23 protein-coding genes and 1 pseudogene are annotated in these 22,805 nt (G+C 63.6%); 7 read left to right on the top strand and 17 right to left on the bottom strand.

Going from position 1 to position 22,805, the window contains the following annotated elements:
• Positions 1-9: 9 nt before the first annotated feature.
• The 6 genes from K289_RS0112440 to K289_RS0112415 form a co-directional block, all read right to left on the bottom strand.
• A complete protein-coding gene (locus K289_RS0112440) occupies positions 10-414 on the bottom strand; it encodes a nuclear transport factor 2 family protein (protein WP_027551813.1) in 405 nt (134 codons plus the stop codon).
• Positions 415-572: 158 nt separating this feature from the next.
• The gene (locus tag K289_RS0112435) at positions 573-1,247 is read right to left on the bottom strand and encodes an MIP/aquaporin family protein (RefSeq protein ID WP_027551812.1); all 675 of its coding nucleotides are present in this window, start codon (positions 1,245-1,247) and stop codon (positions 573-575) included.
• Positions 1,248-1,667, bottom strand: coding sequence for an arsenate reductase (glutaredoxin) (gene arsC, locus K289_RS0112430; RefSeq protein ID WP_027551811.1), 420 nt, complete (start codon positions 1,665-1,667; stop codon positions 1,248-1,250).
• Complete coding sequence (locus tag K289_RS0112425) at positions 1,667-2,137, bottom strand: ArsI/CadI family heavy metal resistance metalloenzyme (RefSeq protein WP_027551810.1); 471 nt, start codon at positions 2,135-2,137, stop codon at positions 1,667-1,669. Before K289_RS0112425 ends, arsC begins: the two co-directional genes overlap by 1 nt.
• A gap of 11 nt (positions 2,138-2,148) precedes the next feature.
• Entirely contained in the window at positions 2,149-2,490 is a 342-nt protein-coding gene (locus K289_RS0112420; protein ID WP_027551809.1) for a helix-turn-helix transcriptional regulator, read from the bottom strand.
• A 174-nt stretch (positions 2,491-2,664) separates the two neighbouring features.
• Complete coding sequence (locus K289_RS0112415) at positions 2,665-3,609, bottom strand: AEC family transporter (RefSeq protein ID WP_027551808.1); 945 nt, start codon at positions 3,607-3,609, stop codon at positions 2,665-2,667.
• Positions 3,610-3,991: 382 nt separating this feature from the next.
• On the opposite strand from K289_RS0112415, the gene K289_RS0112410 reads away from it, so the two are divergent.
• Complete coding sequence (locus K289_RS0112410) at positions 3,992-4,357, top strand: hypothetical protein (RefSeq protein WP_027551807.1); 366 nt, start codon at positions 3,992-3,994, stop codon at positions 4,355-4,357.
• A gap of 445 nt (positions 4,358-4,802) precedes the next feature.
• The gene (locus K289_RS0112405) at positions 4,803-5,480 is read left to right on the top strand and encodes a ParA family protein (RefSeq protein WP_027551806.1); all 678 of its coding nucleotides are present in this window, start codon (positions 4,803-4,805) and stop codon (positions 5,478-5,480) included.
• Between the two features lie 79 nt (positions 5,481-5,559).
• On the opposite strand, the gene K289_RS50380 is transcribed toward K289_RS0112405, so the two are convergent.
• The 5 genes from K289_RS50380 to trxB form a co-directional block, all read right to left on the bottom strand.
• Positions 5,560-5,751, bottom strand: a complete 192-nt coding sequence (locus K289_RS50380; RefSeq protein WP_198024700.1) for a hypothetical protein — start codon at positions 5,749-5,751, stop codon at positions 5,560-5,562.
• Positions 5,752-5,868: 117 nt separating this feature from the next.
• Positions 5,869-6,018 (bottom strand): hypothetical protein, encoded by a 150-nt coding sequence (locus K289_RS51510; protein WP_198024692.1) that lies wholly within the window; start codon positions 6,016-6,018, stop codon positions 5,869-5,871.
• 199 nt (positions 6,019-6,217) lie between these two features.
• Positions 6,218-7,126 carry a 4-hydroxy-tetrahydrodipicolinate synthase gene (locus tag K289_RS0112390; protein WP_027551804.1) on the bottom strand — a complete coding sequence of 303 codons (909 nt, stop codon included), beginning with the start codon at positions 7,124-7,126 and terminating at the stop codon, positions 6,218-6,220.
• Between the two features lie 458 nt (positions 7,127-7,584).
• The gene (locus K289_RS0112385) at positions 7,585-8,508 is read right to left on the bottom strand and encodes a LysR family transcriptional regulator (protein ID WP_027551803.1); all 924 of its coding nucleotides are present in this window, start codon (positions 8,506-8,508) and stop codon (positions 7,585-7,587) included.
• Between the two features lie 5 nt (positions 8,509-8,513).
• On the bottom strand, positions 8,514-9,479 hold the full coding sequence (trxB, locus tag K289_RS0112380; protein ID WP_027551802.1) for a thioredoxin-disulfide reductase: 966 nt from the start codon (positions 9,477-9,479) through the stop codon (positions 8,514-8,516).
• Between the two features lie 269 nt (positions 9,480-9,748).
• On the opposite strand from trxB, the gene K289_RS0112375 reads away from it, so the two are divergent.
• The gene (locus K289_RS0112375) at positions 9,749-10,228 is read left to right on the top strand and encodes an Lrp/AsnC family transcriptional regulator (RefSeq protein ID WP_027551801.1); all 480 of its coding nucleotides are present in this window, start codon (positions 9,749-9,751) and stop codon (positions 10,226-10,228) included.
• Between the two features lie 220 nt (positions 10,229-10,448).
• Here the strand turns inward: K289_RS0112375 and greA are convergent, their stop codons facing one another.
• From greA to K289_RS44280, 3 genes and pseudogenes are all read right to left on the bottom strand, one after another.
• Positions 10,449-10,922, bottom strand: coding sequence for a transcription elongation factor GreA (gene greA, locus K289_RS0112370; protein WP_027551800.1), 474 nt, complete (start codon positions 10,920-10,922; stop codon positions 10,449-10,451).
• A 210-nt stretch (positions 10,923-11,132) separates the two neighbouring features.
• Complete coding sequence (gene carB / locus K289_RS0112365) at positions 11,133-14,597, bottom strand: carbamoyl-phosphate synthase large subunit (RefSeq protein WP_027551799.1); 3,465 nt, start codon at positions 14,595-14,597, stop codon at positions 11,133-11,135.
• 249 nt (positions 14,598-14,846) lie between these two features.
• Positions 14,847-16,017: pseudogene (locus K289_RS44280) on the bottom strand (MFS transporter).
• A 109-nt stretch (positions 16,018-16,126) separates the two neighbouring features.
• On the opposite strand from K289_RS44280, the gene K289_RS0112355 reads away from it, so the two are divergent.
• Positions 16,127-16,498, top strand: coding sequence for a helix-turn-helix transcriptional regulator (locus K289_RS0112355; RefSeq protein ID WP_027551798.1), 372 nt, complete (start codon positions 16,127-16,129; stop codon positions 16,496-16,498).
• Positions 16,499-16,773: 275 nt separating this feature from the next.
• Here the strand turns inward: K289_RS0112355 and K289_RS44275 are convergent, their stop codons facing one another.
• Positions 16,774-17,478, bottom strand: a complete 705-nt coding sequence (locus K289_RS44275; protein ID WP_035684564.1) for a class I SAM-dependent methyltransferase — start codon at positions 17,476-17,478, stop codon at positions 16,774-16,776.
• Between the two features lie 114 nt (positions 17,479-17,592).
• On the opposite strand from K289_RS44275, the gene K289_RS0112345 reads away from it, so the two are divergent.
• Positions 17,593-18,117 (top strand): Dps family protein, encoded by a 525-nt coding sequence (locus K289_RS0112345; protein WP_027551797.1) that lies wholly within the window; start codon positions 17,593-17,595, stop codon positions 18,115-18,117.
• Positions 18,118-18,248: 131 nt separating this feature from the next.
• Here K289_RS0112345 and K289_RS0112340 read toward each other — a convergent pair whose 3' ends face one another.
• Positions 18,249-18,770 carry a cupin domain-containing protein gene (locus K289_RS0112340; protein WP_027551796.1) on the bottom strand — a complete coding sequence of 174 codons (522 nt, stop codon included), beginning with the start codon at positions 18,768-18,770 and terminating at the stop codon, positions 18,249-18,251.
• A gap of 235 nt (positions 18,771-19,005) precedes the next feature.
• Positions 19,006-20,196, bottom strand: coding sequence for a glutamine-hydrolyzing carbamoyl-phosphate synthase small subunit (carA, locus tag K289_RS0112335; protein WP_027551795.1), 1,191 nt, complete (start codon positions 20,194-20,196; stop codon positions 19,006-19,008).
• Between the two features lie 233 nt (positions 20,197-20,429).
• On the opposite strand from carA, the gene K289_RS0112330 reads away from it, so the two are divergent.
• Together K289_RS0112330 and K289_RS0112325 are read left to right on the top strand one after the other, a co-directional pair.
• Positions 20,430-20,885, top strand: coding sequence for a GatB/YqeY domain-containing protein (locus K289_RS0112330; protein ID WP_027551794.1), 456 nt, complete (start codon positions 20,430-20,432; stop codon positions 20,883-20,885).
• Between the two features lie 299 nt (positions 20,886-21,184).
• A complete protein-coding gene (locus tag K289_RS0112325) occupies positions 21,185-22,795 on the top strand; it encodes an acyl-CoA synthetase (RefSeq protein ID WP_027551793.1) in 1,611 nt (536 codons plus the stop codon).
• Positions 22,796-22,805: the final 10 nt, after the last annotated feature.

Below are 22,805 nucleotides of genomic sequence, written 5' to 3'. Positions count from 1 at the left end.
CCGCCGGTCCTAGGAGATCATCGCTTTGATCTGCGCGGTGTCCGCAAATTCAGTTAGCTCAACGATTTTGCCGTCCTGAAATCTGAACAGGTCCAGGACTTCGGTCCGGAAGGTTTTCCCGGTCGGGCGATGTTCTACGACGAGGAGGGATCGCACGGCAGCATGCTGCCCCTCAACCAGCTCGCTTAGGATTTGGCGATCTACGAAGCCGAAGTTGTCGATGAATTGACCGAAAGCTTCTCGCAAGGTCGGGTGCCCCTGAACACTTCCGGCTATTTCGAGTGCGCTTTTGTCGCCTACCAGCGTGAATACACCTTCGGGATGAAAAGCTGCCACGAGGCCCTCGGCATTGCCGTTACCGCGCGCCGCGTAAGCCTCCCTGATGACCTTGAGCATGTCTTCGCGATGTCCCATGTCGGGCTCCCTGCAACACATCTCACGTCGGAACAGAGTAGCTACCTTCGCGTGCAAAGGCAAAATCCTGACACTGGACGCCAATTTGGACGCTGCCCTCGATACGAAACCTGCTCATGGAGGAGCAAATAGATCAGGCTTATCAAAGGGAAGCTCGTTCATGAGCTTTGCGAGCAGGAAGGCCGCCAGAGCCAGCCGCTTAGTACGGTCGCAGCGGCAGCGGCCAGGAGCTGAGCGATGATGAAGGGGACAACGCCCGCGGGTGCAATTCCGGCGAATGTATCGGATAGTGATCTTGCTATCGTCACGGCCGGGTTGGCGAACGATGTCGAGGCCGTGAACCAGTAGGCCGAAGTGATGTAAAGGCCGACCGCATAAGGGATCGCGCTCGGCGCTTTGGCGGCGCAGCCGAAGATCGTCAGCACGAGGCCAAAGGTAGCCACGCCCTCCGCCAGCCATTGAGCGCCGCCCGTCCGCTGCGTCACCGAGACTTGCCAAAGGGGAAGCTCGAACATCAGATGCGCGATCCAGACACCCGCGATAGCACCAGCAAGCTGGGCTACGATGTATGCTGGCGATAGACGCCAAGGCAGTTCGCCGCGTGCGGCGAGAGCCAGCGTGACGGCTGGATTGAAGTGAGCGCCGGAAACGGGTCCGAAGATCGAGATGAGTACGACAAGAATTGCGCCGGTTGGAATGGTGTTGCCGAGCAGCGCAATAGCTACGTTCCCGCCCGCGAGCTTTTGGGCCATGATCCCCGAGCCGACGACTGCGGCCAGAAGGAATGACGTCCCAAGCCATTCGGCAAATAGTCGCCGCCCCAGCGACTGCATCTAGGTAGCGCCCTTGGTTCTGTTGTCGATGACTCGCTCGCCGTCTTCCTTGACGAATTCGCCCTGCTGGGCCGGAAGAAGGTCAATGACGGCCTCCGACGGCCGGCAAAGCCGCACGCCGAGCGGTGATACGACGATTGGTCGATTGATGAGAATCGGGTGCGCCATCATGGCGTCGAGCAGCGCATCGTCGCTCAAGCTCTCGTCGCCCAGCCCCAACTCTTGATAGGGCGTGCCCTTTTCGCGGAGCAGCTCGCGTGCGCTCATGCCCATGCGAGCGATCAGCGCTTGCAGCATCGTCCGTGATGGTGGTGTCTTGAGATACTCGACGACACGCGGCTCCACGCCCGCGTTGCGGATCAGCGCGAGCGTGTTCCGGGAGGTGCCGCAATCGGGATTGTGGTAGATGATGACATCCATCAGCAGCACGCCGAGGTGGGCTTGGCGGCGGCTTGCGGAGCGCAGCAAGCACCCTGCTTCTCATGAGCCACGCGTGCACGGTTCTCGCCGGAGCCGTCGCCATAGGTCGTGCTTTCGCCGGTGGTGTGGAAGGTCTCCCAGGGGATCCCGGCCGGATCGTCGATCCACGATTTCTCCGACTTCGCGTAACAGCAGGCCGTCTGGCCTTGCTCGATGACATTGCCGCCGGCTTGCCGAAGCCGCTCGTATACTTCGTGCAGCTCGTCAGTGTTCTCCACCTGGATACCGAGATGGTCGAGGCCGGGCTGACGGCCGCGCGTCGAGATCGCGAAATTTACGCGGGGATCTTCCAGCATCCACTTCGCATAATCTGGCTTCACGACCGTGGGCTTGGACGCGAAGAGCGCCGAATAGAAGCCGATGGAGTGCGTGATGTCTTCGACGGAGACGTGAACGTGAAGGCGCTTCATGGCGTGTCCTTTCAAGCTGGCACTTTGGTCTTGCGCGTAGGCTTGCACGCGGCCGCCGGGGCGCATGGTACCCCGCCGCAGCAGTTCTCGGTCAGGAAGGCGAGCAGGGCGTTCATCTGCTCGAATTGCGCGGCGTAGATCATCGAGCGGCCCTCGCGGCGGACGGTGACAAGGCCGGCCATGCGGAGGCGGTCGAAATGGAAGGTCAGCGTATTCGGCGCAACATCGAGCGTAGCCGCGATTGCGCCCGCGGCCATGCCTTCCGGTCCGGCCTGCACGAGCAGCCGAAAGGCATCGAGCCGATTTTCCTGGGCTAGCGCAGAAAGGGCCGCGACAGCATCCGTCTTTTCCATAATTCAACGATTATCGAAATGATCGGAGGAGTCAAGCCGCGCCCTCGAGCATCGCAAATAAGGAGCCGCCGCCCACACCGACGATTGGCGCTGCGCGACCGCCATCCTGACTTCCACAGTCCGATTACATCGCGCGCATGAGATGCTGAGCAGATGACGCGGTATCCTGCGGAGCTAGTTCAACCCCGCCACGATCACCACCACCACCGGCAGCGTCACCGCAGCCGGCAGCGTGCCCAGCGCGACCGCCCCCGACACCGGGTTCACCAGCCGCTGATACTGAACCGCAAAGATGTACGCGTTCGCGCCGGTCGGCATCGCTGCGAACAGCACGACCACGCCGGCCGCCAGCGGCGGCAGGTCGAGCAGCTTTGCCAGCAGGAAGGCGGCCGCCGGCATCGCCAGCAGTTTGAGCGCGCACATGACGACGATGCCGAGCTTCTCGCCCTTGACCTCGAACCGGAACAGATTGATGCCGAGCGCGATCAGCGCCGCCGGCGATCCCGCCTGCGCGAGCAGCTCGATCGTCCTGTCGACGACGGGGTGCAGGCCAAAACCGGTGAAGCGCCAGACGAGGCCGAAGCCGATCGCCAGCATGATCGGGTTGCGCGAAAGATCCAGCAGCACCGGCAGGATGATCGACAGGGCCGAGCCCTTCTGCTTGCGGTCGACCAACTCCATCTGCAGCGTGCCGCAGAGCCAGAGCAGCGGCGTGTTCACCGACAGGATCAGCGCCATCGGCCCCGCGGCCTCGTTTCCCAGCGCCGAGAGCGTCAGCGGTATGCCGAGCATCACGATGTTGCCGTAGACCGAGCCGATCGCGAGCACGACGCCATCCTCGCTGTCCTCGCGGTTCTCGCGCAGCAGGGCCGACAGCGCCAGCGCCGCGATCCAGGTGATGGCGAGCGCGCCGTAATAGGCGCCCCACATCCGGAAGGCGCTGAGGTGCGGGAATTCCGAGACGACGATGGTGCGGAACAGCAGGGCAGGAATGGCGATGCTGAACGCGAATTCGGAGATGCCCTTGTGCGCCGTCTCGGAGACGAAGCGAAACAGCACCGCCGCATAGCCGGCCGCGATCAGGGCAAACACCGGCGCGACGATCAACACGGTGGCCATGCGGTCCTCACCTCACGGGGATATAGACTGGCCACCCCACGCGCCCTCGATCATGGCATCATGCCGCTGTTTTGCCCGACATGTCAAAGGGGCTTCGTAAAATCCGCAAAATGTGCTTCGGCCCTCGTCGGCTCCTTTGCATGGGGTTGTTTTCGCGTTTTTTGTCGGAGGGGAGCGGAAGATTCAGGCCGCACCCGATCTCGTCAGCGCTGCCAAAGGGTTAAGCCGGCAGCCTCGGCCATTTGCTGCCGCTGGCCTGGCTGGTGCCGGGCTGACCGCCCTGTTGCCGAGAGCGCACAGCTCGCGGTTTTCGTATCGCGGCTCGGTTGCCAACGAAGGGACGTTCACCCACTATCCCCCGACACGACAATTGGGGGGATCGATGCCGGCGTTTCGCTTCGAGAAGTCCTTGGCTGCCGCAATCTGTGGGATTGCCCTCGCCGTCATGGTCCAGCCTGGCGCTGGCTTCGCCTACACCCCGGAGGAGCAGCAGGCCTGCACGCCGGATGCGATGCGGCTGTGCGGCGAGTTCGTGCCGAACGTCGATGCCATCACCGCCTGCATGGTCCAGAAGAAGTCGCAGCTCTCGCCGCAATGCCGGGTGTTCTTCCGGCGGGGGCCGGAGGCGGGCGAGGAGCGCGCCGGGCGGCCGACCGACTTCAAGCCGCGCACCGCGAAGAAGAGCACCAAGCCGACCTCCAAGCCAACATCGAAGGCGAGCAAGAAGAAAAAGACCGACGAGGGCTGAACGCCCGTCACGCTCTTTTCGCAACCGCCGCCATGCCCGGGCCTGTCCCGGGCATTCGCGTTTTGGCGCCTTCGCGCGGATGCACCTCTGTCAAAATGCCCCGGCATCAGCCTCGCGAAAGCCCGGGGACTCCTTTTGTTCACGCGCCACGCGCGCGGCGCTGCGGCCATGACGAGCGCGATGATAGGAAAAGAGTCGGAACAGGATTTGCGCGGCGAGGTTGCATCCCGCCTGTTGCCGCATCGCTGCTCAAAAAGCGCACGGAATGCTTGCGGAGCACGCGTTTTATTACAGTTCGTATCGGCGTCGCGCGACGCAGTGTGACTCAAAAGCCAACACGCCTTGTTATTTCGTGGCGGCGACGCAACTCCCGGTAAATTTTTCTTTCACGAATCAGCGCGGTGATTCATTTTCGGTACCTGGGGTCAATCTGGAGGCCAGAGGTATGAACGTTATTGTTTTTGCATCGCGTAAAGGCGGCTCGGGCAAGAGTACCCTGGCCGCACATCTCGCCGCGCAGATCAAGGCGACCAAGCCTATTCTGCTCGTCGACGCGGATCCGCAGGGGTCGCTCACGCTGTGGCACAAGCTGCGTGGCACCAACGAGCCGCCGATCAAGGCGGCAGTGAATTCTGTCAGCGGCATCGTCTCCGCTGCCAAGCGCGACGGATATGAATGGGTGTTGATCGACACGCCGCCGAACCTGTCGGCCGTCGTCGACGATGCCATCAAGAACGCAACCATGGTGGTCATTCCGGCGCGTCCCGGCGTGTTCGACGTCAACGCGGTGCAGGAAACCATCCAGATGTGCCGCGCGGCGCGCAAGCCCTACGCGGTCGTGCTGAACGGTGCGCCGGCCCGTCGTGACGAGTCCGAAAGCCCGATCGTCACCATCGCCCGCGAGGCGCTGGCGAAGTTCCGTGCGCCGGTGTGGGGCGGCCAGATCACCAACCGTTCCGATCTGCTGATGGCGCTGAGCCATGGCGAGGGCGCGCGGGAGTATCAGGCCGAGAGCCGTGCGGCTCAGGAAATTGCAAGGCTGTGGGCGGCGATCGAGCGTTCAGTGAAAGCTATTCGCGGCACGGCGTCGGCATCCGGCGCAATGCACAAGCAAGCGGCTTAGTTTCTTTGTTCATTCTCGGGTTACGAAAAACGCGCGGGCCAGCCGCGCGTTTTGCCTTTCCGGGACCTGGTCGTGCGCCCTACGCCACCATCAGCATGTAGAACACGATGACCGGCGACAGGGTCAGGATTACCGACCAGATGCCGACGGACCAGAGGATGTCCTCGGTGGTGAAGCCTTGGTTGGCAAGGTTTTGGTTGGCAAGGTTTTGGTTCGCAAGTGCTTGCCGTCCGGCGTCGTAATGCGACGCCATCTCATTCTGATTATTCACAAACGCCCCCGCGATTTCTTCGCTAACGGGCTTAACGATACGCGCGATGTTTTAAGATCGGGATCGCAACTCCGTTCGCATTTGAGCGCGGCCGCTACCACGGATTAACCATCCGCGTCAGCCGACGAGCCAGACGCGAAACAACAGCAGCGGCATCAGGCCGAGCATCACGGCCCAGAAGCCGAACGACGATACCACCAGAATTCCCTGCAAAAGATCGGCGGGCGCGAATTGGCGCGCGGCCGTAGGCTGAGTTCGATGCCCCATGGTTCTCCCCCTCTGATCTTGGAGGACCACGATAGGCGCGATTGCGTAAAGGAGCCGTGGATGCGTCGTGCCGCGGCCGCGAAGGAAGTTCGGGCGCGGTTAACCACAGATGCGCTCTCCCCTTCTCCCCTTGCAAGGGGAGAAGGGAAGGCAGCGAGCGCGGGGCGAGATGAGATGAGATGAGATGAGATGAGATCGTCTACGCCGCGACTTTCGCCCGCTGCTCGATCTCGCGATCGAGGGTGGCGGCGAGCTCGCTGCTCACTTCCACCATCGGCAGGCGCACTTCGGGGCTGTCGATCAGGCCGCTGCGCCACAGCCAGTACTTCGCCGGCGCGGGGCTCGGCTCGGTGAACAACAGGCGCGTCAGCTCCTTTACCTCCTGCCAGCGCGCCAGCGCTGCGCCGGCGTTGCCGCGCTTCAGCTCCGCGCAGACGGCGGCGAAGGTCGCGGTCTCGATATGGGCGGAGAGCAGGATGCCGCCGTCGGCGCCATCTGCGAGCGCTTCGTGATAATTGGCATCCTCACCGGTGAGCACACGAAACCTCTTGGGCCGGTCGCGCAGCAGTGCGATCGATTGCTCGCGGCTCGCGCCGCAATCCTTCAGGCCGACGATGTTCGGATGCTCGGCGAGCCGCAGCAGCGTCTGGTTGGTGATGTTGACCGAGGTGCGATAGGGGATGTTGTAGAGCGCGAGCGGCCAGGCGGCGTGATCGGCGAGCGCCTCGAAATGCGCCAGCATTCCGCGCTGCGACGGCCGCACATAGTAAGGGCTTGCGATCAGGTAGCCATCGATCGGCCAGTCCGCGGTCTCGTCGAGACGATCCTTAAGCCGCGAGGTGTCCGCACCGGACAATCCAAGGCAGATCGGAACGGTGCGGGGGCCAGCCGCCATCTCGTCGCGCACGGTGGCGACGAGGCGTTCGAGCTCGGCGTCCCGCAGCGTCATGCCTTCGCCGGAGGTCGCCCCCAGGATGAAGCCGTCGATCGCTTGCGCCGCGTAGTGCCGCGTCAGCCGCCGCAGCGACGTCTCGTCGAGGCGGCCATCGCGAAACGGTGTCACCAGCGGCAGCCAGAGCCCGTGCAGATGTGATCGCAGGTCGGTCATGTTCCATCTCCTTGTCTAGATTCGACCTGAGACGGAGGGCACATGAAAAAACCCCGTCCAGGTGGCGGGGTTTTCGGGATTGCGACGACGAAGTCTGCTTCTAGCGCGCGCACATATCCCTGGTCCCCGGATGGGGGCCTTTTTTCGAGGCGATTGCCTTGAACGAGATTGCGCACGACTTCGTGATCATGAGCAAATGATGCGGGGTAGGCGTGGAACTGTCAATACACGCGGAGGGCGAAAGCCAGAATCGACGAAAAAAAGCCGGGCCCAAAGAGCCCGGCTTAGGTATTGGCCACGTGAGGCCGACACAATCACCTTCCAAGAGGGATTACTGAACTCCCGCGCCACTGGAGGAGGGGGACAAATGCGCAACGCGAAGGCTCAGCGTGGAAACATTATGGGCTCGCCCTGCGCCATGCAGCAACCGTCGAGGTCGCATGTCAGACATGCGGAAATCAGGACGGCCAGCGCTGCGCCTTGCTCACCACGAAGTCGCGGAACACCTGCACGCGCGCGACCGTCTTCAACTCCTCGGGATAGACGAAATACGTATCGAGTTGGATCGAATCCGATTCGCCGAAGAGCTGCACCAGGCGGCTGTTTTCCTCGACGAGGTAGTCGGGCAGCGCTGCGATGCCGAGGCCCTGCTGACAGGCGCGTACAAGGCCAAGGATGTTGTTGACCTTGAAGTAGGCTTCGCGCGGACCCGAGCCGTTGCGCCCGGCTTCGATCAGCCAGTTGCGGTTCTGCAGATGCGGCGCGAAGTTGCCGTCGGAGAGCGTGATGATGCGGTGGGAGTCGAGCTCCTCCAGCGTGCGCGGCGTGCCGAAGCGCTTGATGTATTCCGGCGAGCAATAGGCGTGAAAGCCCATCGCGAAGAGCTTGCGCTGGATGAGATCGGGCTGCGTCGGCTTGCGGGTGCGGATCGCGACGTCGGCCTCGCGCATCGACAGATCCAGCTCCTCGTCGGTGACGATCAGCGAGATGCGGATCTCCGGATAGAGCGCGGTGAATTCGCCGAGCCGCGGGATCAGCCAGTTGATGCCGACGCCGGGCGTGGTGGTGATCTTGAGATCGCCGCTCGGCCGCTCGCGGCTGTCGGTCAGTTTCGCGCGCGCCGCCTGCAGCTGCATGAACACGTCATGCGCGGTGCGGAAGAGCAGGTCGCCCTGCTCGGTGAGGATCAGGCCGCGGGCGTGGCGGTGGAACAGCGAGACCGACAGCTCCTGCTCCAGCGCACTGACCTGGCGTGAGACCGCCGACTGCGACAGGCCGAGCTGTTCACCCGCATGCGTGAAGCTGCCCGCTTCCGCCGCTGCGTGAAACACCTTCAGCTTGTCCCAGTCCATATCCGTGAATCCGTCGCGTGTTCGAGCCATGGTCATCATTCCGCTGCCGCGCGCTCGCTGGCGCGCAGGGCCAAGAAACGTTCGGCTTCGAGTGCTGCCATGCAGCCGAGGCCAGCGGCCGTGACGGCCTGGCGATAGGTCTCGTCGGCGACGTCGCCGGCGGCGAACAGGCCGGGCACCGAGGTGGCGGTCGAGTTCGGGGCGACCTCGACATAGCCCGACCGTTTGAGCTTGACCTGATCCTTCACGAGCTCGGTTGCCGGCGCATGTCCGATGGCGATGAACACGCCGTCGGCTTTCACTTTGGTGAGCGCACCGGTCTTGACGTTCTTGAGGCGGACATGCGTGACCTTGCTGGGGTTCGCCTCGCCGCAGACCTCGTCGATGGCGCTGTCCCAGATCACCTTGATCTTGGGGTTCTTGAACAGGCGTTCCTGGAGGATGCGCTCGGCGCGGAAATGGTCGCGGCGGTGAACGATCGTCACCTGCGAAGCGAAGTTGGTCAGGAACAATGCCTCCTCGACCGCGGTGTTGCCGCCGCCGACCACTATCACTTCCTTGCCGCGGTAGAAGAAGCCGTCGCAGGTGGCGCAGGCCGAGACGCCGAAACCCTTGAAGGTCTCTTCCGAGGGAATTCCGAGCCAGCGTGCCTGGGCGCCGGTGGCGAGAATGACGGTGTCAGCGAGATAGACGTCGCCGGAGTCGCAGGTGAGGCGAAAGGGGCGGTGCGAGGTCTCCAGCTTGGTCACCAGATCGGTCTTGATCTGGGTGCCCATGTGCAGCGCCTGCTTCTCCATCTGCTCCATCAGCCAGGGGCCCTGGATCACGTCGGCGAAGCCCGGATAGTTCTCGACGTCGGTGGTGATGGTGAGCTGGCCGCCCGGCTGGATGCCCTGGATCAGGATCGGCTCGAGCATCGCGCGCGCGGCATAGATGGCCGCGGTGTAGCCGGCGGGGCCGGAGCCGATGATGACGACCTTTGCATGGACGGGAGCTGGCATTTTCTTGGACTGCCTTTCTCGGGGGGAATTGCAGCGCGGGCGCGGAAAGTGCCAGGTGAGCATCGCGGAGGCGCTGAAATATCAGAGCTAATCTAAGCCTTCTGGTGAGCTATGCAAGAATTGCATTCCCTCTCGGCGGATTTTTCCAACAAGGAACAAAAGTCGATTGCGCTGCACGCGCAATAAAATTGCGCACCCGGTGCGGACTCGGCTATGAGGATTGCGACAGACCCACCCGATACCGCCGCAAGGCCAGGAGTTCCAATCACGTGTCGCGGAACCTAGACGAGATCGATCTCAAAATTCTCGCCGAGATTCAGGCCGACGGTCGAATCACCAATGTCGAGCTGGCCAAGCGCGTGGGTATTTCCCCGCCACCTTGCCTGCGCCGCGTCCGGGCGCTGGAGGAGGAAGGCTACATTCACGGCTATCGCGGGCTCCTTGATGCGCGAAAGCTCGGCTTCGATGTCACAGTGTTCGCCGCCGTGCACCTCTCCAGCCAGGCCGAAGCGGACTTGCGCGCCTTCGAGCAGTTCGTCCGCGCCGAGCCGCTGGTGCGGGAATGCTGGATGCTGTCGGGCGAAGTCGATTTCATCCTGAAATGCGTCGCGCCCGACATGGCGACCTTCCAGGATTTCGTCACGCACCTCACCGCAGCGCCTCATGTGCGCAACGTGCGGACCTCGCTGGTGCTGCACAATTCGAAATACGAGGCGGCCGTGCCGCTGGATGTGAAGGGAAGGCGATAGGCCTTGCGCTGACTTTTCTCGGAACTGTCGGTCTTCTCCGTCATTGCGAGCGCAGCGAAGCAATCCAGCATCTTTGCGCGGCGACAGTCTGGATTGCTTCGCTGCGCTCGCAATGACGAGTGGTGAGAGCCCCAGTCACTCACGCCGAGCAACACGCGCCGAAACAAAAAGGCCGCGCGATGCGCGGCCTTTTCAAATTGTCAGACATAGCGGCAAATGGTTACCGCCACTCCACCTTGGTGATCTCGTACGCCTTGGCGCCGCCGGGTGCATTGACCTCGACGGTTGAACCCTTCTTCTTGCCGATCAGCGCGCGTGCGAGCGGGGAGGTGATGGAGATGCGGCCCTTCTTGGCGTCGGCCTCGACCTCGCCGACGAGCTGCCACACCGTCTTCTTCTCGGTGTCCTCGTCGACCAGCGTCACCGTGGCGCCGAACTTGATGGTGTCGCCGGACAGCTTCGAGATGTCGATGATGTCGGCGCGCGCGAGCTTGTCCTCGAGCTCGGCGATGCGGCCCTCATTGTGGGACTGCTCTTCCTTCGCGGCGTGATACTCCGCGTTTTCCGACAGGTCTCCGTGCGAGCGCGCCTCCGCGATATGCTCGATGATCCGCGGACGGTCCACGGACTGGCGCTGCTTCAATTCTTCCCCGAGCGCGGTAAAACCGGCCAGAGTCATCGGAACCTTTTCCATCGCTTCTCTCGTTCTCCGGTCGCACGTCCTCGAAAACAGGAGGACGTGGGCGACCTTGATTCGTCGCTGTTTCCAGGGGCGGAACACACGGCCACCGGAACGTTATGTGGGTCTGGCGCCGGAACAGAACAACCACATGGCCGGACAGTTCCTCCGGCCATTGTGGCAGCATTGCCAATCACTTAGCGGAGGCTTCGGCTCCGCCAAAGATCAGGTTTCCGAAAAATAGCTCTGCAGGGTACGAACCTCAAGGTCCCCGCCCAGATAGGCGCGGATGCCCTGCGCGGCCGCCACGGCCCCGGAAAGAGTGGTGTAATACGGCACTTTATGCAAGAGGGCCGCGCGCCGCAGCGAACGGCTGTCGGCGAGCGCCTGCGGGCCTTCGGTGGTGTTGAAGACGAGCTGGACGTCGCCATTGGTGATGGCGTCGACGATGTGCGGCCGGCCCTCGAGCACCTTGTTCACCTTCTCGGTCGGGATGCCCTGGTCGGTCAGGAAGCGCTGCGTGCCCGACGTCGCCAGCACCTTGAAGCCGAGCGAGTGCAGCTGGCGCACGGCATCGGCGATGCGCATCTTGTCGCTCTCGCGCACCGAGACGAACACCGTGCCATTGGCCGGCACCCGCGTGCCGCCGCCGAGCTGGCTCTTCGCGAACGCCACTTCGAACGAGCGGTCGATGCCCATGACCTCGCCGGTCGAGCGCATCTCGGGGCCGAGCACCGTGTCGACGCCGGGGAAGCGCGCGAAGGGGAACACCGATTCCTTGACGCCGACGTGCTTGAGCTGCGCCTTCTTCAGCTTGAAGTCGGCGAGCTTCTCGCCGGCCATGATGCGCGCGGCGATCTTTGCGACCGGCGTGCCGATCACCTTGGCGACGAAGGGCACCGTGCGCGAGGCGCGCGGGTTGACCTCGAGCACATAGATCTCGCCGTCCTTGATGGCGTATTGCACGTTCATCAAGCCGACGACGTCGAGGCCCAGCGCGAGCTCACGCGTCTGCCGTTCCAGCTCGCCGATCATCTTGTCATCGAGCGAATAGGGCGGCAGCGAGCAGGCGGAGTCGCCGGAGTGAATGCCGGCTTCCTCGATATGCTCCATGATGCCGACGATGAAGACGTCCTTGCCGTCACAGAGGCAGTCGACGTCGACTTCGGTGGCATCGGACAGATATCGGTCGAACAGCAACGGGTTCTTGCCGAGCACGGTGTTGATCTGCCCGGTCTTGTCGTTCGGATAGCGCGCCTTGACGTCGGCGGGCACCAGCTCCGGCAGCGTGCCGAGCAGATAGTCGTTGAGCTGGTTCTCCTCGCGGATGATCTGCATCGCGCGGCCACCGAGCACGTAGGACGGACGCACCACGAGCGGGAGGCCGAGATCGGCTGCAACGAGGCGGGCCTGCTCGACCGAGTAGGCGATGCCGTTCTTCGGCTGCTTCAGCCGCAGCTTGTCGAGCACGCGCTTGAAGCGGTCGCGGTCTTCCGCAAGATCGATGGCGTCGGGCGAGGTGCCGAGGATCGGCACTTCGGCAGCCTCTAGCGCGCGCGCGAGCTTCAGCGGGGTCTGGCCGCCGAACTGCACGATCACGCCATGCAGCGTGCCGTTCGTGCGCTCGGTCGCGATGATCTCCAGCACGTCTTCGGCCGTGAGCGGCTCGAAATAGAGCCGGTCCGCGGTGTCGTAGTCGGTCGATACCGTCTCCGGATTGCAGTTGACCATGATGGTCTCGTAACCGGCGTCTGCGAGCGCGAAGCAGGCGTGACAGCAGCAATAGTCGAACTCGATGCCCTGGCCGATGCGGTTCGGGCCGCCGCCGAGGATGATGACCTTCTTCTTGTCCGACGGCGCGCTCTCGTCCGCGAGGCTGCCGGCAAACGGTGCCTCATAGGTCGAGTACATATAAGCGGTCGGCGAGGCGAATTCTGCGGCGCAGGTGTCGATACGCTTGAACACGGGACGGACGCCCAGCGCATGGCGCTTGGCCGTGATCTCGGCCTCCGTCGTGTGCGAGAGCACGGCGAGCCGTGCGTCGGAGAAGCCCATCGCCTTCAGGGTGCGCATGCCGAACGCGTTGGACGGAAGACCATTCTTCTTGATCTTCTCCTCCATGTCGACGATGCCGCGCATCTCGGCGAGGAACCACGGATCGATCTTGCAGGAGTTGAAGATGTCCTCGTTGGACCAGCCGAGGCGCATCGCCTGGGCGACCTGCAACAGCCGGTTCGGGGTCGGCGTGCCCAGCGCAGCGCGGATCGCGTTCTTGTCGTCGCCCTGGCCGAGGCCATCGATCTCGATTTCGTCGAGGCCGGTGAGCCCGGTCTCGAGCCCGCGCACGGCTTTCTGAAGGCTCTCCTGGAAGGTGCGGCCGATCGCCATGACCTCGCCGACCGACTTCATCGAGGTGGTCAGGGTCGAGGAGGCGCCCGGGAATTTCTCAAAGGCGAAACGCGGGATCTTGGTCACCACGTAGTCGATGGTCGGCTCGAACGAGGCAGGCGTCGCGCCGCCGGTGATGTCGTTGGCGATCTCGTCCAGTGTGTAGCCGATCGCGAGCTTGGCCGCGACCTTGGCGATCGGAAAGCCCGTGGCTTTCGAAGCCAATGCCGAAGAACGAGAAACGCGCGGGTTCATCTCGATCACGACCATGCGGCCGTCGGCGGGATTGATGCCGAATTGCACGTTGGAGCCGCCGGTCTCCACCCCGATCTCGCGCAGCACCGCCAGCGAGGCGTCGCGCATGATCTGGTATTCCTTGTCGGTCAGCGTCAGCGCCGGCGCGACCGTGATGGAGTCGCCGGTGTGCACACCCATCGGATCGAAATTCTCGATCGAGCAGATGATGATGCAATTGTCCTTCTTGTCGCGCACCACCTCCATCTCGAACTCTTTCCAGCCGAGAACGGATTCTTCGATCAGCACTTCGTTGGTCGGGGACGCGTCCAGGCCGCGCTCGATGATGTCGAGGAATTCTTCCTTGTTGTAGGCGATGCCGCCGCCGGTGCCGCCGAGCGTGAAGGAGGGACGGATGATCGCCGGCAGTCCGATCTCAGACAGCGCCATCATCGCCTGGCCCAGTGCGTACTCCTGGTAGCGCTTGCGACGCTCGTTCTCACCGAGGGACCACTGCCGATCGAGGTCCTCCTGCGCGGCGCCGGAGAGCTTCTCGCGCTCGGCGAGGTATTTGTCGCGGAAGGACTTCTTCAGCTCGGACGCGTTGGCGAGCCGGGACTTCGGGGTCTGAAGGCCGATCTTCTCCATGGCGTTGCGGAAAAGCTGCCGGTCCTCGGCCTTGTCGATCGCATCCGCAGTCGCGCCGATCATCTCGACGTCGAACTTTTCGAGCGTGCCCTGCTTGCGCAGCGACAGCGCGCAGTTCAGCGCGGTCTGGCCGCCCATGGTCGGCAGCAGCGCGAAGCCACCGGGGATGACATGACGCTCCTTCTCGATGATCTTGGCGACGATCTCCGGCGTGATCGGCTCAATATAGGTCGCATCGGCCAATTCCGGGTCGGTCATGATGGTGGCCGGGTTGGAATTGACGAGGACGATGCGATAGCCCTCTTCCTTCAGCGTCTTGCAGGCCTGGGTGCCGGAATAGTCGAATTCGCAGGCCTGGCCGATCACGATGGGACCGGCGCCGATGATCAGGATGGTCGAGATGTCGGTTCGTTTGGGCATCACCGCTCGCGGGCTGGAATTTGGGCACAAAAAAAGGGCGCGCTCGCCGCGCGTCCCCTTTAGCAGGAGCGCGATCAGCAAAAGTGGCGCCCGGTTTTGCGTCCGATCGCGCTCCCAATATTAGAAGGCGCATGATCTTCGCGCCAAACCGCCTACACTTTGGCGGATCATGCGCACGCGCGGGTTTCCCGCGCGCGCGGGTGGGTCATAGACCAGATTTTGGAGCGGCGAAACCCCGAAAAATGCCCATCAACCGGCAATTTTCACGGGTTTTGGCCGGGCCTGCCAGCCGCGGGCGAGGTGCACCAGAAGCGAGGCCGTGACGCTCGATCCGCCGATCCAGCCGAGGTCCGTCGGCGAGAGCGGTTGCGAGGACCGCCCCGCCCAGCGCCCCGCCGATGGCGAAGCCGAGATACATCGCCGAGGCGTTGAGGGAGAGCGCGATCATCGAGGCCTGCGGCTCGATCCGGATGATGCTGGCGAGCTGGGCCGGATAAAACGCCCAGCCCGAGATGCCCCAGAGAAAGATGGCTCCCAGCACGGCGTAATGCGCCTGTTCCGGGATCAGCTTCAGCACCAGCGAATGCAGGATCAGGGCTGTCGCCATGCCCGCGAGCCCAAGCGCCGCCGTGGTCAGCGTGCCGAGCCGGTCGGCGAGGACGCCGCCGAGCATGTTTCCGATCGCGGCTGCGCCGCCGAAGACCAGAAGCGCAAGACTGATCCTGGAGGCATCGAAACCGAGGCTTTTCAGCGGAACCGCGAAATAGGTGAAGACCGTGAAGCCGCCGAGCGCCCAGAGGATGGTGATGACGAGCGCGATCAAGACATTACCGTGACGGGCCACGGCGAGCCGCTCGGCCAGCGAAGCCGTGTTGCGCGGCAGGCCGCGGGGCAGGCCGAACAGCAGGCCGGCGAGCGCGACGGCACCGAGCAGGGCGACCATGGCAAAGGTCGCGCGCCAGCCGAACAGGCTGCCGATGAAGTTGCCCAAGGGAACACCGACGACGGTCGCGACCGTGATGCCCGACGTGACCAGCGCCACCGCGCGACCGCGCCGCTCGGGCGAGGCAACCGCCACCGAGACGGCCAGCGCCGTCGGCACGCAAAGCCCGGCGCCAAGCGCCATCAGCATGCGTGAGGCCAGCAGCAGCACATAGCCTGAGGCCATCACCGCCACGAGATTCCCCGCGATAAAGGTCGACAGCGCCAGTGCCAGCACGGTGCGGCGGTCGATGTTGTTCAACGTGATCGCCAGGATCGGCGAGCCGACCGCATAGGTGAGGGCATAGGCCGTCACCAATTGGCCGGCGGCCGAGACCGAAATCGAAAGGTCGGTGGCGATCGCCGGTAAAAGCCCTGCAATCACAAAGCCTTCTGTACCGATCGCGAAGGCCGCTAAGGCAAGCCAGAACACACTCATTCCAAACATTCCTATGTTCAATGTTTATTGAACTATTGTTCCCCAGGTTTCCCATGTCAATTGGTTCAAGAACTATTGAACATTGAGGTCGGCTCGCTATCATGCGGATATGAGCCGCACGCCCCCGCATCCCACCCGAGAGCAGATCGGACTCCCGATGGTCCTGGATTGCCTGAGTGATCCGATCCGGCTGGCGATCGTCTATCAGCTCGCCCAGCAAGAACGTGGCAGCAGCGAATTGCGCTGCGGCGATTTCAGCGGCCTCGGGGCCAAGTCGAATCTCGCCTATCACTTCGCCAAGCTGCGCGAATGCGGTCTGATGCAGACGCGTGTGGCGGGGACCAGCCGCTTCATGCGGCTGCGCAGCGAGGATCTGGAAGCGCGTTTTCCCGGCCTGCTCGATGCCGTGATCAACTCCGCAGCCAGGGATGCCGATCGGCTGCAGCTTGTTTCCGAGTGTGATGTGGTCGATGCGGATTGAAGATGAGACGCGTGCGTGCGTCCGGCCAACGATTAAGGTGGGATCCAGTCCGTCTACGCTTTCGCTTCACTCAAGCTACGCCGGACACGCTTTGCCCGCCGGTCTAGCGTGGCTGCGCCACGCGTAGCCCCGTCGGGTCGAAGCGTGGAGACCCGGCCTGGATTTGAACCAGGATAAAGAGCGATGCACCGCCCTCGCGTAGACGCTTCCGCCACCGGGCCACTGCGATCATGCCCGATCGGGATACCGCAAGCCACCTCAGCCGATAGTTAACCCTAACCGCGCACTAACGGCGGCCGCGCGATGAAGGTCATGCGCCAGCGGTTGTGGCCGATATTGGTGTGGGCCCGCTGCACTGCGAACCCGGCCGCGGTCAGCTTGGCGGTGATGTCATCCTCGCTGTAGCGCTGCAGCCCGATGCGCGAGCGAAGCTGGCGGTAGTCCGACAGCGCCGTGCTGATCAGCCCGATCAGCGCGTCCTTGAGGAAGCCGTGACGCAGGCCGAAGCTGAGCAAGGCCATCACGTCGCGGCCCATGCCGACGTTCGGCTGCAGGACATCACCGAGCACCAGCTTGCCGGACGGCTTGAGCAGCCGGCGAATGTTGAGGAGCGCGGAATCGAGCTCCTCCGGCGTCATGTATTGCGCAACCGAATTCATGACGACGAGATCGACGGACTGCTCCTGCATTTTCCTGACGTCCTCGAGCGAGCGGACGCGGATTTTCGTGTTCGGGGCAAACCGCGCAATCAACCGGCCGCGGACCCCGGGCGCGGGCTCGGCGAGGATCAGCTTGCCGCAGGCCGCTGCGACCTGACTCGCCGAAAGCGCCTCGCCGCAGGCATAGTCCAGTACCGTCGCGTCGGGCGATGAGATGTAGGCAATGATGTCCCGCGCGATGATCTGGAAATGCAAGTCGCGATGCAGCTTGCTGACATAGATCGTGTGCGTGGAGTCGTAATAATCGATCCAATCGTCCATGGTTTTCGAGGGTCCCGGCCAAGCGGTTCCTGCGCAGGAACCGGCGCAGCCCGCCTTGCGTTAGGGGTGCGACGGCGCGCCGTCAATGTCCGCGTCCTAACAGGAAGGTTTCCCGTGAGCAAAGCCCACAACAAGGTCTTGCCCGACCTCGACACCCCCACCGATCTGTCGCCACAGGCAGTCAACAAGGTTTCGGAGGCGCTCAACGTGCTTCTGGCCGACGCTTTCGCGCTCTATCTCAAGACCAAGAACTTCCACTGGCACATCAGCGGGCGGCACTTCCGCGACTACCACCTGCTGCTCGATGAGCAGTCGGACCAGATCTTCGCCACCACCGACCAGCTCGCCGAGCGCGTCCGCAAGATCGGTGGCACGACGCTGAAGTCGATCGGCCAGGTCGCCAAGCTCCAGACCATCAAGGACAACAACGAGGATTACGTCCCGCCGCGCGAGATGCTGCGCGAGCTGATGCAGGACAACAAGCACGTCGCCAGCGCGATGCGCAAGGCGCACGAGGTCTGCGACGAGGCCGGCGATGTCGCGAGCGCCAGCATCCTCGAAGTCTTCATCGACGAAACCGAGCGCCGCACCTGGTTCCTGTTCGAGGCTACGCGCCAGGAAGGCAGCAACGCGGCGTAGGCGCACAGCCGTAGGCGTAGGGTGGGCAAAGGCGCGCTCTTTGCGCGCTGTGCCCACCATTTGCTGCCGTCACTCGCGGACGGATGGTGGGCACGCTACGCTTTGCCCACCCTACAGCACTGCGTTGATGGCTATCGCCACAGCCGCATCAGCGCACCATCCCCGCCGGTCACCGGATCGGCCGGCGGCAGCTTCACCTTGGGAATCGTCTTCAGCGCCTTGGCGTGGTTCTCCGGCGTTGCGCGGGTGATCTCCATGTTCGAGCCCGGCGGATAGGCGCCGATCACGCAGAAATCGTCGCTGGCCTTGATGCATTGATGTCCGGTGCCGGCGGGAAGGATCGCGACGTCGCCGGCCCTGATCTGGAGCTCCTGGCCGTGATCGCCGCCGAAGCGAACGCGGGCGTGGCCGCGTGCAACGCCGAGCGCCTCATGCACGGTCGAATGATAGTGCAGATAGTCGTAGACGCCGTTGCGCCACGTGCCGCCCCAGCGGTTGGCGCCGAACAGAGTCTCGATGGTCTCCTCAGGGTTCTTCGGGTCGAGTGCGACTGCACCCTGGTAGACCAGGAAGGGAAGGATGCTGTTCGGCACGAGCCCGTCGTCCTCGAAGACGATGGCGAGCGGTTCGGCATTGTTGCGGACGACGGACATGGCGGGACTCCTGCGTCGGGAGTAGCAGGGATCAACCGATCGCGAGAGATGACGTTCCTTCCGTTGCCACCGCCGTCATTCCGGGGCGCGCGAAGCGCGAGCCCGGAATCCATCGGACGGCAAACTCTGCGGCGTGATGGATTCCGGGCTCGCGCTTCGCGCGCCCCGGAATGACGAAAAAGCCCGGGACCAGGCCCGGGCTTGATGTCGTCAAAGCGATCGCTCGAGAGAGCCCTTACGCGCTCTTCTTCTGCCGCATCAGGTCCGCGAAGCGCTGGAACAGATAGTGCGAGTCGCGCGGACCGGGCGAGGCCTCGGGGTGATACTGCACCGAGAACACCGGCTTGCCGTCGAGCTGGATGCCGCAATTGGAGCCGTCGAACAGCGAGATGTGGGTCTGCGTCGCGCCCTTCGGCAGCGTCGCCTGATCCACGGCGAAGCCGTGGTTCATCGAGGTGATCTCGACCTTGCCGGTGGTCTCGTCCTTCACGGGATGGTTGGCGCCGTGATGGCCCTGATGCATCTTCTTGGTCTTGGCGCCGACGGCGAGGCCCAGCATCTGGTGGCCGAGGCAGATGCCGAAGGTCGGCGTGCCCGACTTGATCACTTGCTGGATCACCGGCACCGCATATTTGCCGGTCGCGGCCGGATCGCCCGGGCCGTTGGACAGGAATACGCCGTCCGGCTTCAGCGCCAGAATGTCTTCGGCCGAGGTCGTCGCCGGCACCACCGTCACCTTGCAGCCGACGCCCGCGAGCAGACGGAGGATGTTGCGCTTGATGCCGTAGTCGATGGCGACGACGTTGAACTCCGGATTCTCCTGCCGGCCGAAGCCGTTGTTCCATGCCCAGGGCGTTTCGTCCCAGGTGAAGCGCTGGCCGGAGGTGACCATCGGCACGAGGTCCATGCCTTCGAGGCCCGGCCATTCGCGCGCCTCTTCCTTCAGGCCGTGCAGGTCGAACTGGCCGTTCTTCGCATGCGCGATCACGGCGTTGGGCATGCCCTTGCTGCGGATCAGCGCGGTCAGCGCGCGGGTGTCGATGCCGGAGAGGCCGATGATGCCGCGCGCCTTCAGCCACTGGTCGAGGTGCCGGGTCGCGCGGTAGTTCGAGGGATCGGTGATCGCGGTGCGCAGGATCACGCCGCGCGCGCCGGGCGTCGCGGCCATGTTCACCGTCTCGATGTCTTCGTCGTTGGTGCCGACGTTGCCGATATGCGGGAAGGTGAAGGTGATGATCTGCCCGGCATAGGAGGGATCGGTCAAAATCTCCTCATAGCCGGTCATCGCGGTGTTGAAGCAGACTTCACCAACGGCTTGGCCTTCGGCGCCGAGACCAAAGCCTTCGAGCACCGTGCCGTCGGCGAGCACGAGGAGCGCGGTCGGTTTGTGGTCCGGCCAGGCGGGATCGTTGTCATGTTGTGTCATGAGCCCGCTTCATAGTCTGGCAAGTGGCGCCCGTCAAAGCGGGAGAGCGCGGATTCACATGCGTTTTTGCATATTTGACAGGCCCCCTCAGGCACTTAGGCTGGAACTGGTAATTTTGAGCAATTTCCGCGGCCAACGGGGAAACAATGAACCGGGGCCGGCCAGGGGTCCGGTATGGCCTCTTGCCCGCGAACGGCTTAGATCAGGCGCGATAGATTGAGAGGATCACGGCCATGCTGCGCGACGACATCAACAATGCGGTCAAGGAGGCCATGAAGGCCAAGGACGAGCGCAAGCTCTCGACGCTGCGCATGGTCAACTCGACCATCAAGAACGCCGACATCGAGGCCCGCGGCAACGGCAAGCCGCCGCTGTCCGACGCCGACCTCCTCAGCGTGCTGCAGAAGATGATCAAGCAGCGCCAGGAGGCGGTCGAGCTCTACGACAAGGGCGGCCGGGCCGAGCTCGCTGCGCAGGAGCGCGAGGAGATCGCGGTGATCTCGGCTTACCTGCCGAAGCAGATGTCGGATGACGAGGTGAACAAGGCGATCTCGGGCGCCATCGCCGAGACCGGCGCGGCCGGCATGAAGGACATGGGCAAGGTGATCGCAGTCTTGAGGGCGAAGTACGCCGGCCAGATGGATTTCGGCAAGGCCAGCGGATTGGTGAAGGCGGCGCTGACGGGCTAGGCCGTCATTCCGGGGCGACGCGTCAGCGTCGAGCTATGATGCGCAATTGCGCATCTGAGAATCCATCGCGCCGCCGAATCCGTTGATCAATGGATTCCGGGCTCGCGCTTCCGCCTTCGCTCTTCGAGCTTCGGCGGGCAAGCCGCGCGCCTCGGAATGACTCCCGAAAGCCGAGACGCTTCCCATCGTCATGCTCGGGCTTGTCCCGGCCACCCACGCGCTTAAACTGGCGGTCAAGCAAGAAGCGCCCGGATGGACGAAACTCCGGCCATCCACGCGAAAGGGAAACGCCCGCAGCCATGCTGACCGAAGCCGCAACCTACGACGAGCTCTACCGCAACTTCCGCTGGGACATCCCGGCGCGCTTCAACATGGCGGAGGCCTGTTGCGATCGCCACGCCGACGGCACGGGGCGGCTCGCGCTGATCTATGTCGACGAGAACGGCGTGACGAGCCGCACCTCCTTCGACGAGGTCGCGGACATGTCGCGCCGCTTCGCCAACGTGCTGAAGGCCGACGGACTCGTGCGCGGCGACCGCGTCGCGGTGTTTCTGTCGCAGTCGCTGGAACTGCCGATCGCGCATATCGCCGCGTTCCGCTCCGGGCTGATCTCGATCCCGCTGTTCGCGCTGTTCGGCGAGGACGCGCTGGAATTCCGCCTGTCGAATTCGCAAGCAAGAGCCATCATCACCGATGAGGCGGGCTGGGAGAAGCTCACGAAGATCCGCGATCGGCTGCCCTATTTGCAGGACATCTATGTCACGAGCGGAGCCGTCCACGCCGGCGCAAAACCGTTCTGGTCAGCGATCGAAATTGCGTCCGAGGATTTTCCGACCGTCGACACCTCGGCTGACGATCCGGCGCTGATCATCTATACGTCAGGCACGACCGGCAATCCGAAGGGCGCGCTGCATGCACATCGCGTCGTGCTCGGCCATCTGCCGAATGTGGAGATGTGCCACAACTTCCTGCCGCGCCCCGGCGACCTGATGTGGACGCCGGCGGACTGGGCCTGGATCGGCGGCCTCATCAACGGCCTGTTCGCATTCTGGTATCACGGCATTCCCCTGGTCGGTCACCGCGCGCGCAAATTCGAGCCGCAGGCGGCGATGCAGATGATGGCTGACCTTGGTGTACGCAACGTCTTCCTGCCGCCGACGGCGCTGAAGCTGATGCGGCAGGCCGGCGTGAAGCATCCCGGCGTGAAGCTGCGCAGCATCTTCACCGGCGGTGAATCGCTCGGCGGCGAGCTTTTGGGCTGGGTGCGCGAAACCTTCGGCATCGATGCCCATGAGGTGTTCGGCCAGACCGAGTGCAATCTCGTGATCGGCAGCAACTCGAACCTGTTTCCGATCCGGCCGGGCTCGATGGGCAAGGCGACGCCAGGATTCGATGTCCGGATCGTCAACGACAAGGGCGAGGAATTGCCGCGCGGCCAGCGCGGCATCATCGGCGTGCGACAGCCGTGTCCGTGCACGATGATCGAATATTGGGGCAATCCGGACGCGACGAAGAAGAAATATGCCGGCGAATTCCTGCTCACGGGCGATCTCGGCGTGCAGGATGAGGACGGCTATTTCTGGTACGTCAGCCGCGAGGACGACGTCATCACCACCGCCGGCTATCGCGTCGGTCCCGCGGAGATCGAGCACACGCTGATGAAGCATCCTTCGGTGGCGATGGCGGCGGTGGTCGGCATTCCCGATCCGATCCGTACCGAATCGATCAAGGCCTGGATCGTGCTGCGCCCCGGCTTTGCGGGAAGCGATGCGCTCGCGCGCGAGATCCAGGAGTTCGTCAAGGTGCAGCTCGCCGCCCACGAATATCCGCGCTTCGTCGAGTTCGCGGAGACGCTGCCGATGACCGCCACCGGCAAGGTGCTGCGGCGCGAGCTGCGCGCGCGGGGCTAGGTTCTTTCAA

Source organism: Bradyrhizobium sp. Cp5.3, assembly GCF_000426265.1.
Classification (GTDB): Bacteria; Pseudomonadota; Alphaproteobacteria; order Rhizobiales; family Xanthobacteraceae; genus Bradyrhizobium; species Bradyrhizobium neotropicale.
This window is presented reverse-complemented; position numbering and strand designations above follow the sequence as displayed.

What these genes read in the sequence shown, in the direction of transcription:
- K289_RS0112440 (WP_027551813.1), bottom strand. Translation starts at nt 414, where the DNA reads ATGGGACATCGCGAAGACATGCTCAAGGTCATCAGGGAGGCTTACGCG.
- K289_RS0112330 (WP_027551794.1), top strand. Translation starts at nt 20,430, where the DNA reads ATGCTGCGCGACGACATCAACAATGCGGTCAAGGAGGCCATGAAGGCC.
- K289_RS0112425 (WP_027551810.1), bottom strand. Translation starts at nt 2,137, where the DNA reads ATGAAGCGCCTTCACGTTCACGTCTCCGTCGAAGACATCACGCACTCC.
- K289_RS0112405 (WP_027551806.1), top strand. Translation starts at nt 4,803, where the DNA reads ATGAACGTTATTGTTTTTGCATCGCGTAAAGGCGGCTCGGGCAAGAGT.
- K289_RS0112415 (WP_027551808.1), bottom strand. Translation starts at nt 3,609, where the DNA reads ATGGCCACCGTGTTGATCGTCGCGCCGGTGTTTGCCCTGATCGCGGCC.
- K289_RS51510 (WP_198024692.1), bottom strand. Translation starts at nt 6,018, where the DNA reads ATGGGGCATCGAACTCAGCCTACGGCCGCGCGCCAATTCGCGCCCGCC.
- K289_RS0112385 (WP_027551803.1), bottom strand. Translation starts at nt 8,508, where the DNA reads ATGGCTCGAACACGCGACGGATTCACGGATATGGACTGGGACAAGCTG.
- K289_RS0112390 (WP_027551804.1), bottom strand. Translation starts at nt 7,126, where the DNA reads ATGACCGACCTGCGATCACATCTGCACGGGCTCTGGCTGCCGCTGGTG.
- K289_RS0112340 (WP_027551796.1), bottom strand. Translation starts at nt 18,770, where the DNA reads ATGTCCGTCGTCCGCAACAATGCCGAACCGCTCGCCATCGTCTTCGAG.
- K289_RS0112355 (WP_027551798.1), top strand. Translation starts at nt 16,127, where the DNA reads ATGAGCCGCACGCCCCCGCATCCCACCCGAGAGCAGATCGGACTCCCG.
- K289_RS44275 (WP_035684564.1), bottom strand. Translation starts at nt 17,478, where the DNA reads ATGGACGATTGGATCGATTATTACGACTCCACGCACACGATCTATGTC.
- K289_RS0112435 (WP_027551812.1), bottom strand. Translation starts at nt 1,247, where the DNA reads ATGCAGTCGCTGGGGCGGCGACTATTTGCCGAATGGCTTGGGACGTCA.
- K289_RS0112410 (WP_027551807.1), top strand. Translation starts at nt 3,992, where the DNA reads ATGCCGGCGTTTCGCTTCGAGAAGTCCTTGGCTGCCGCAATCTGTGGG.
- K289_RS0112325 (WP_027551793.1), top strand. Translation starts at nt 21,185, where the DNA reads ATGCTGACCGAAGCCGCAACCTACGACGAGCTCTACCGCAACTTCCGC.
- K289_RS0112420 (WP_027551809.1), bottom strand. Translation starts at nt 2,490, where the DNA reads ATGGAAAAGACGGATGCTGTCGCGGCCCTTTCTGCGCTAGCCCAGGAA.
- carB (WP_027551799.1), bottom strand. Translation starts at nt 14,597, where the DNA reads ATGCCCAAACGAACCGACATCTCGACCATCCTGATCATCGGCGCCGGT.
- trxB (WP_027551802.1), bottom strand. Translation starts at nt 9,479, where the DNA reads ATGCCAGCTCCCGTCCATGCAAAGGTCGTCATCATCGGCTCCGGCCCC.
- greA (WP_027551800.1), bottom strand. Translation starts at nt 10,922, where the DNA reads ATGGAAAAGGTTCCGATGACTCTGGCCGGTTTTACCGCGCTCGGGGAA.
- arsC (WP_027551811.1), bottom strand. Translation starts at nt 1,667, where the DNA reads ATGGATGTCATCATCTACCACAATCCCGATTGCGGCACCTCCCGGAAC.
- carA (WP_027551795.1), bottom strand. Translation starts at nt 20,196, where the DNA reads ATGACACAACATGACAACGATCCCGCCTGGCCGGACCACAAACCGACC.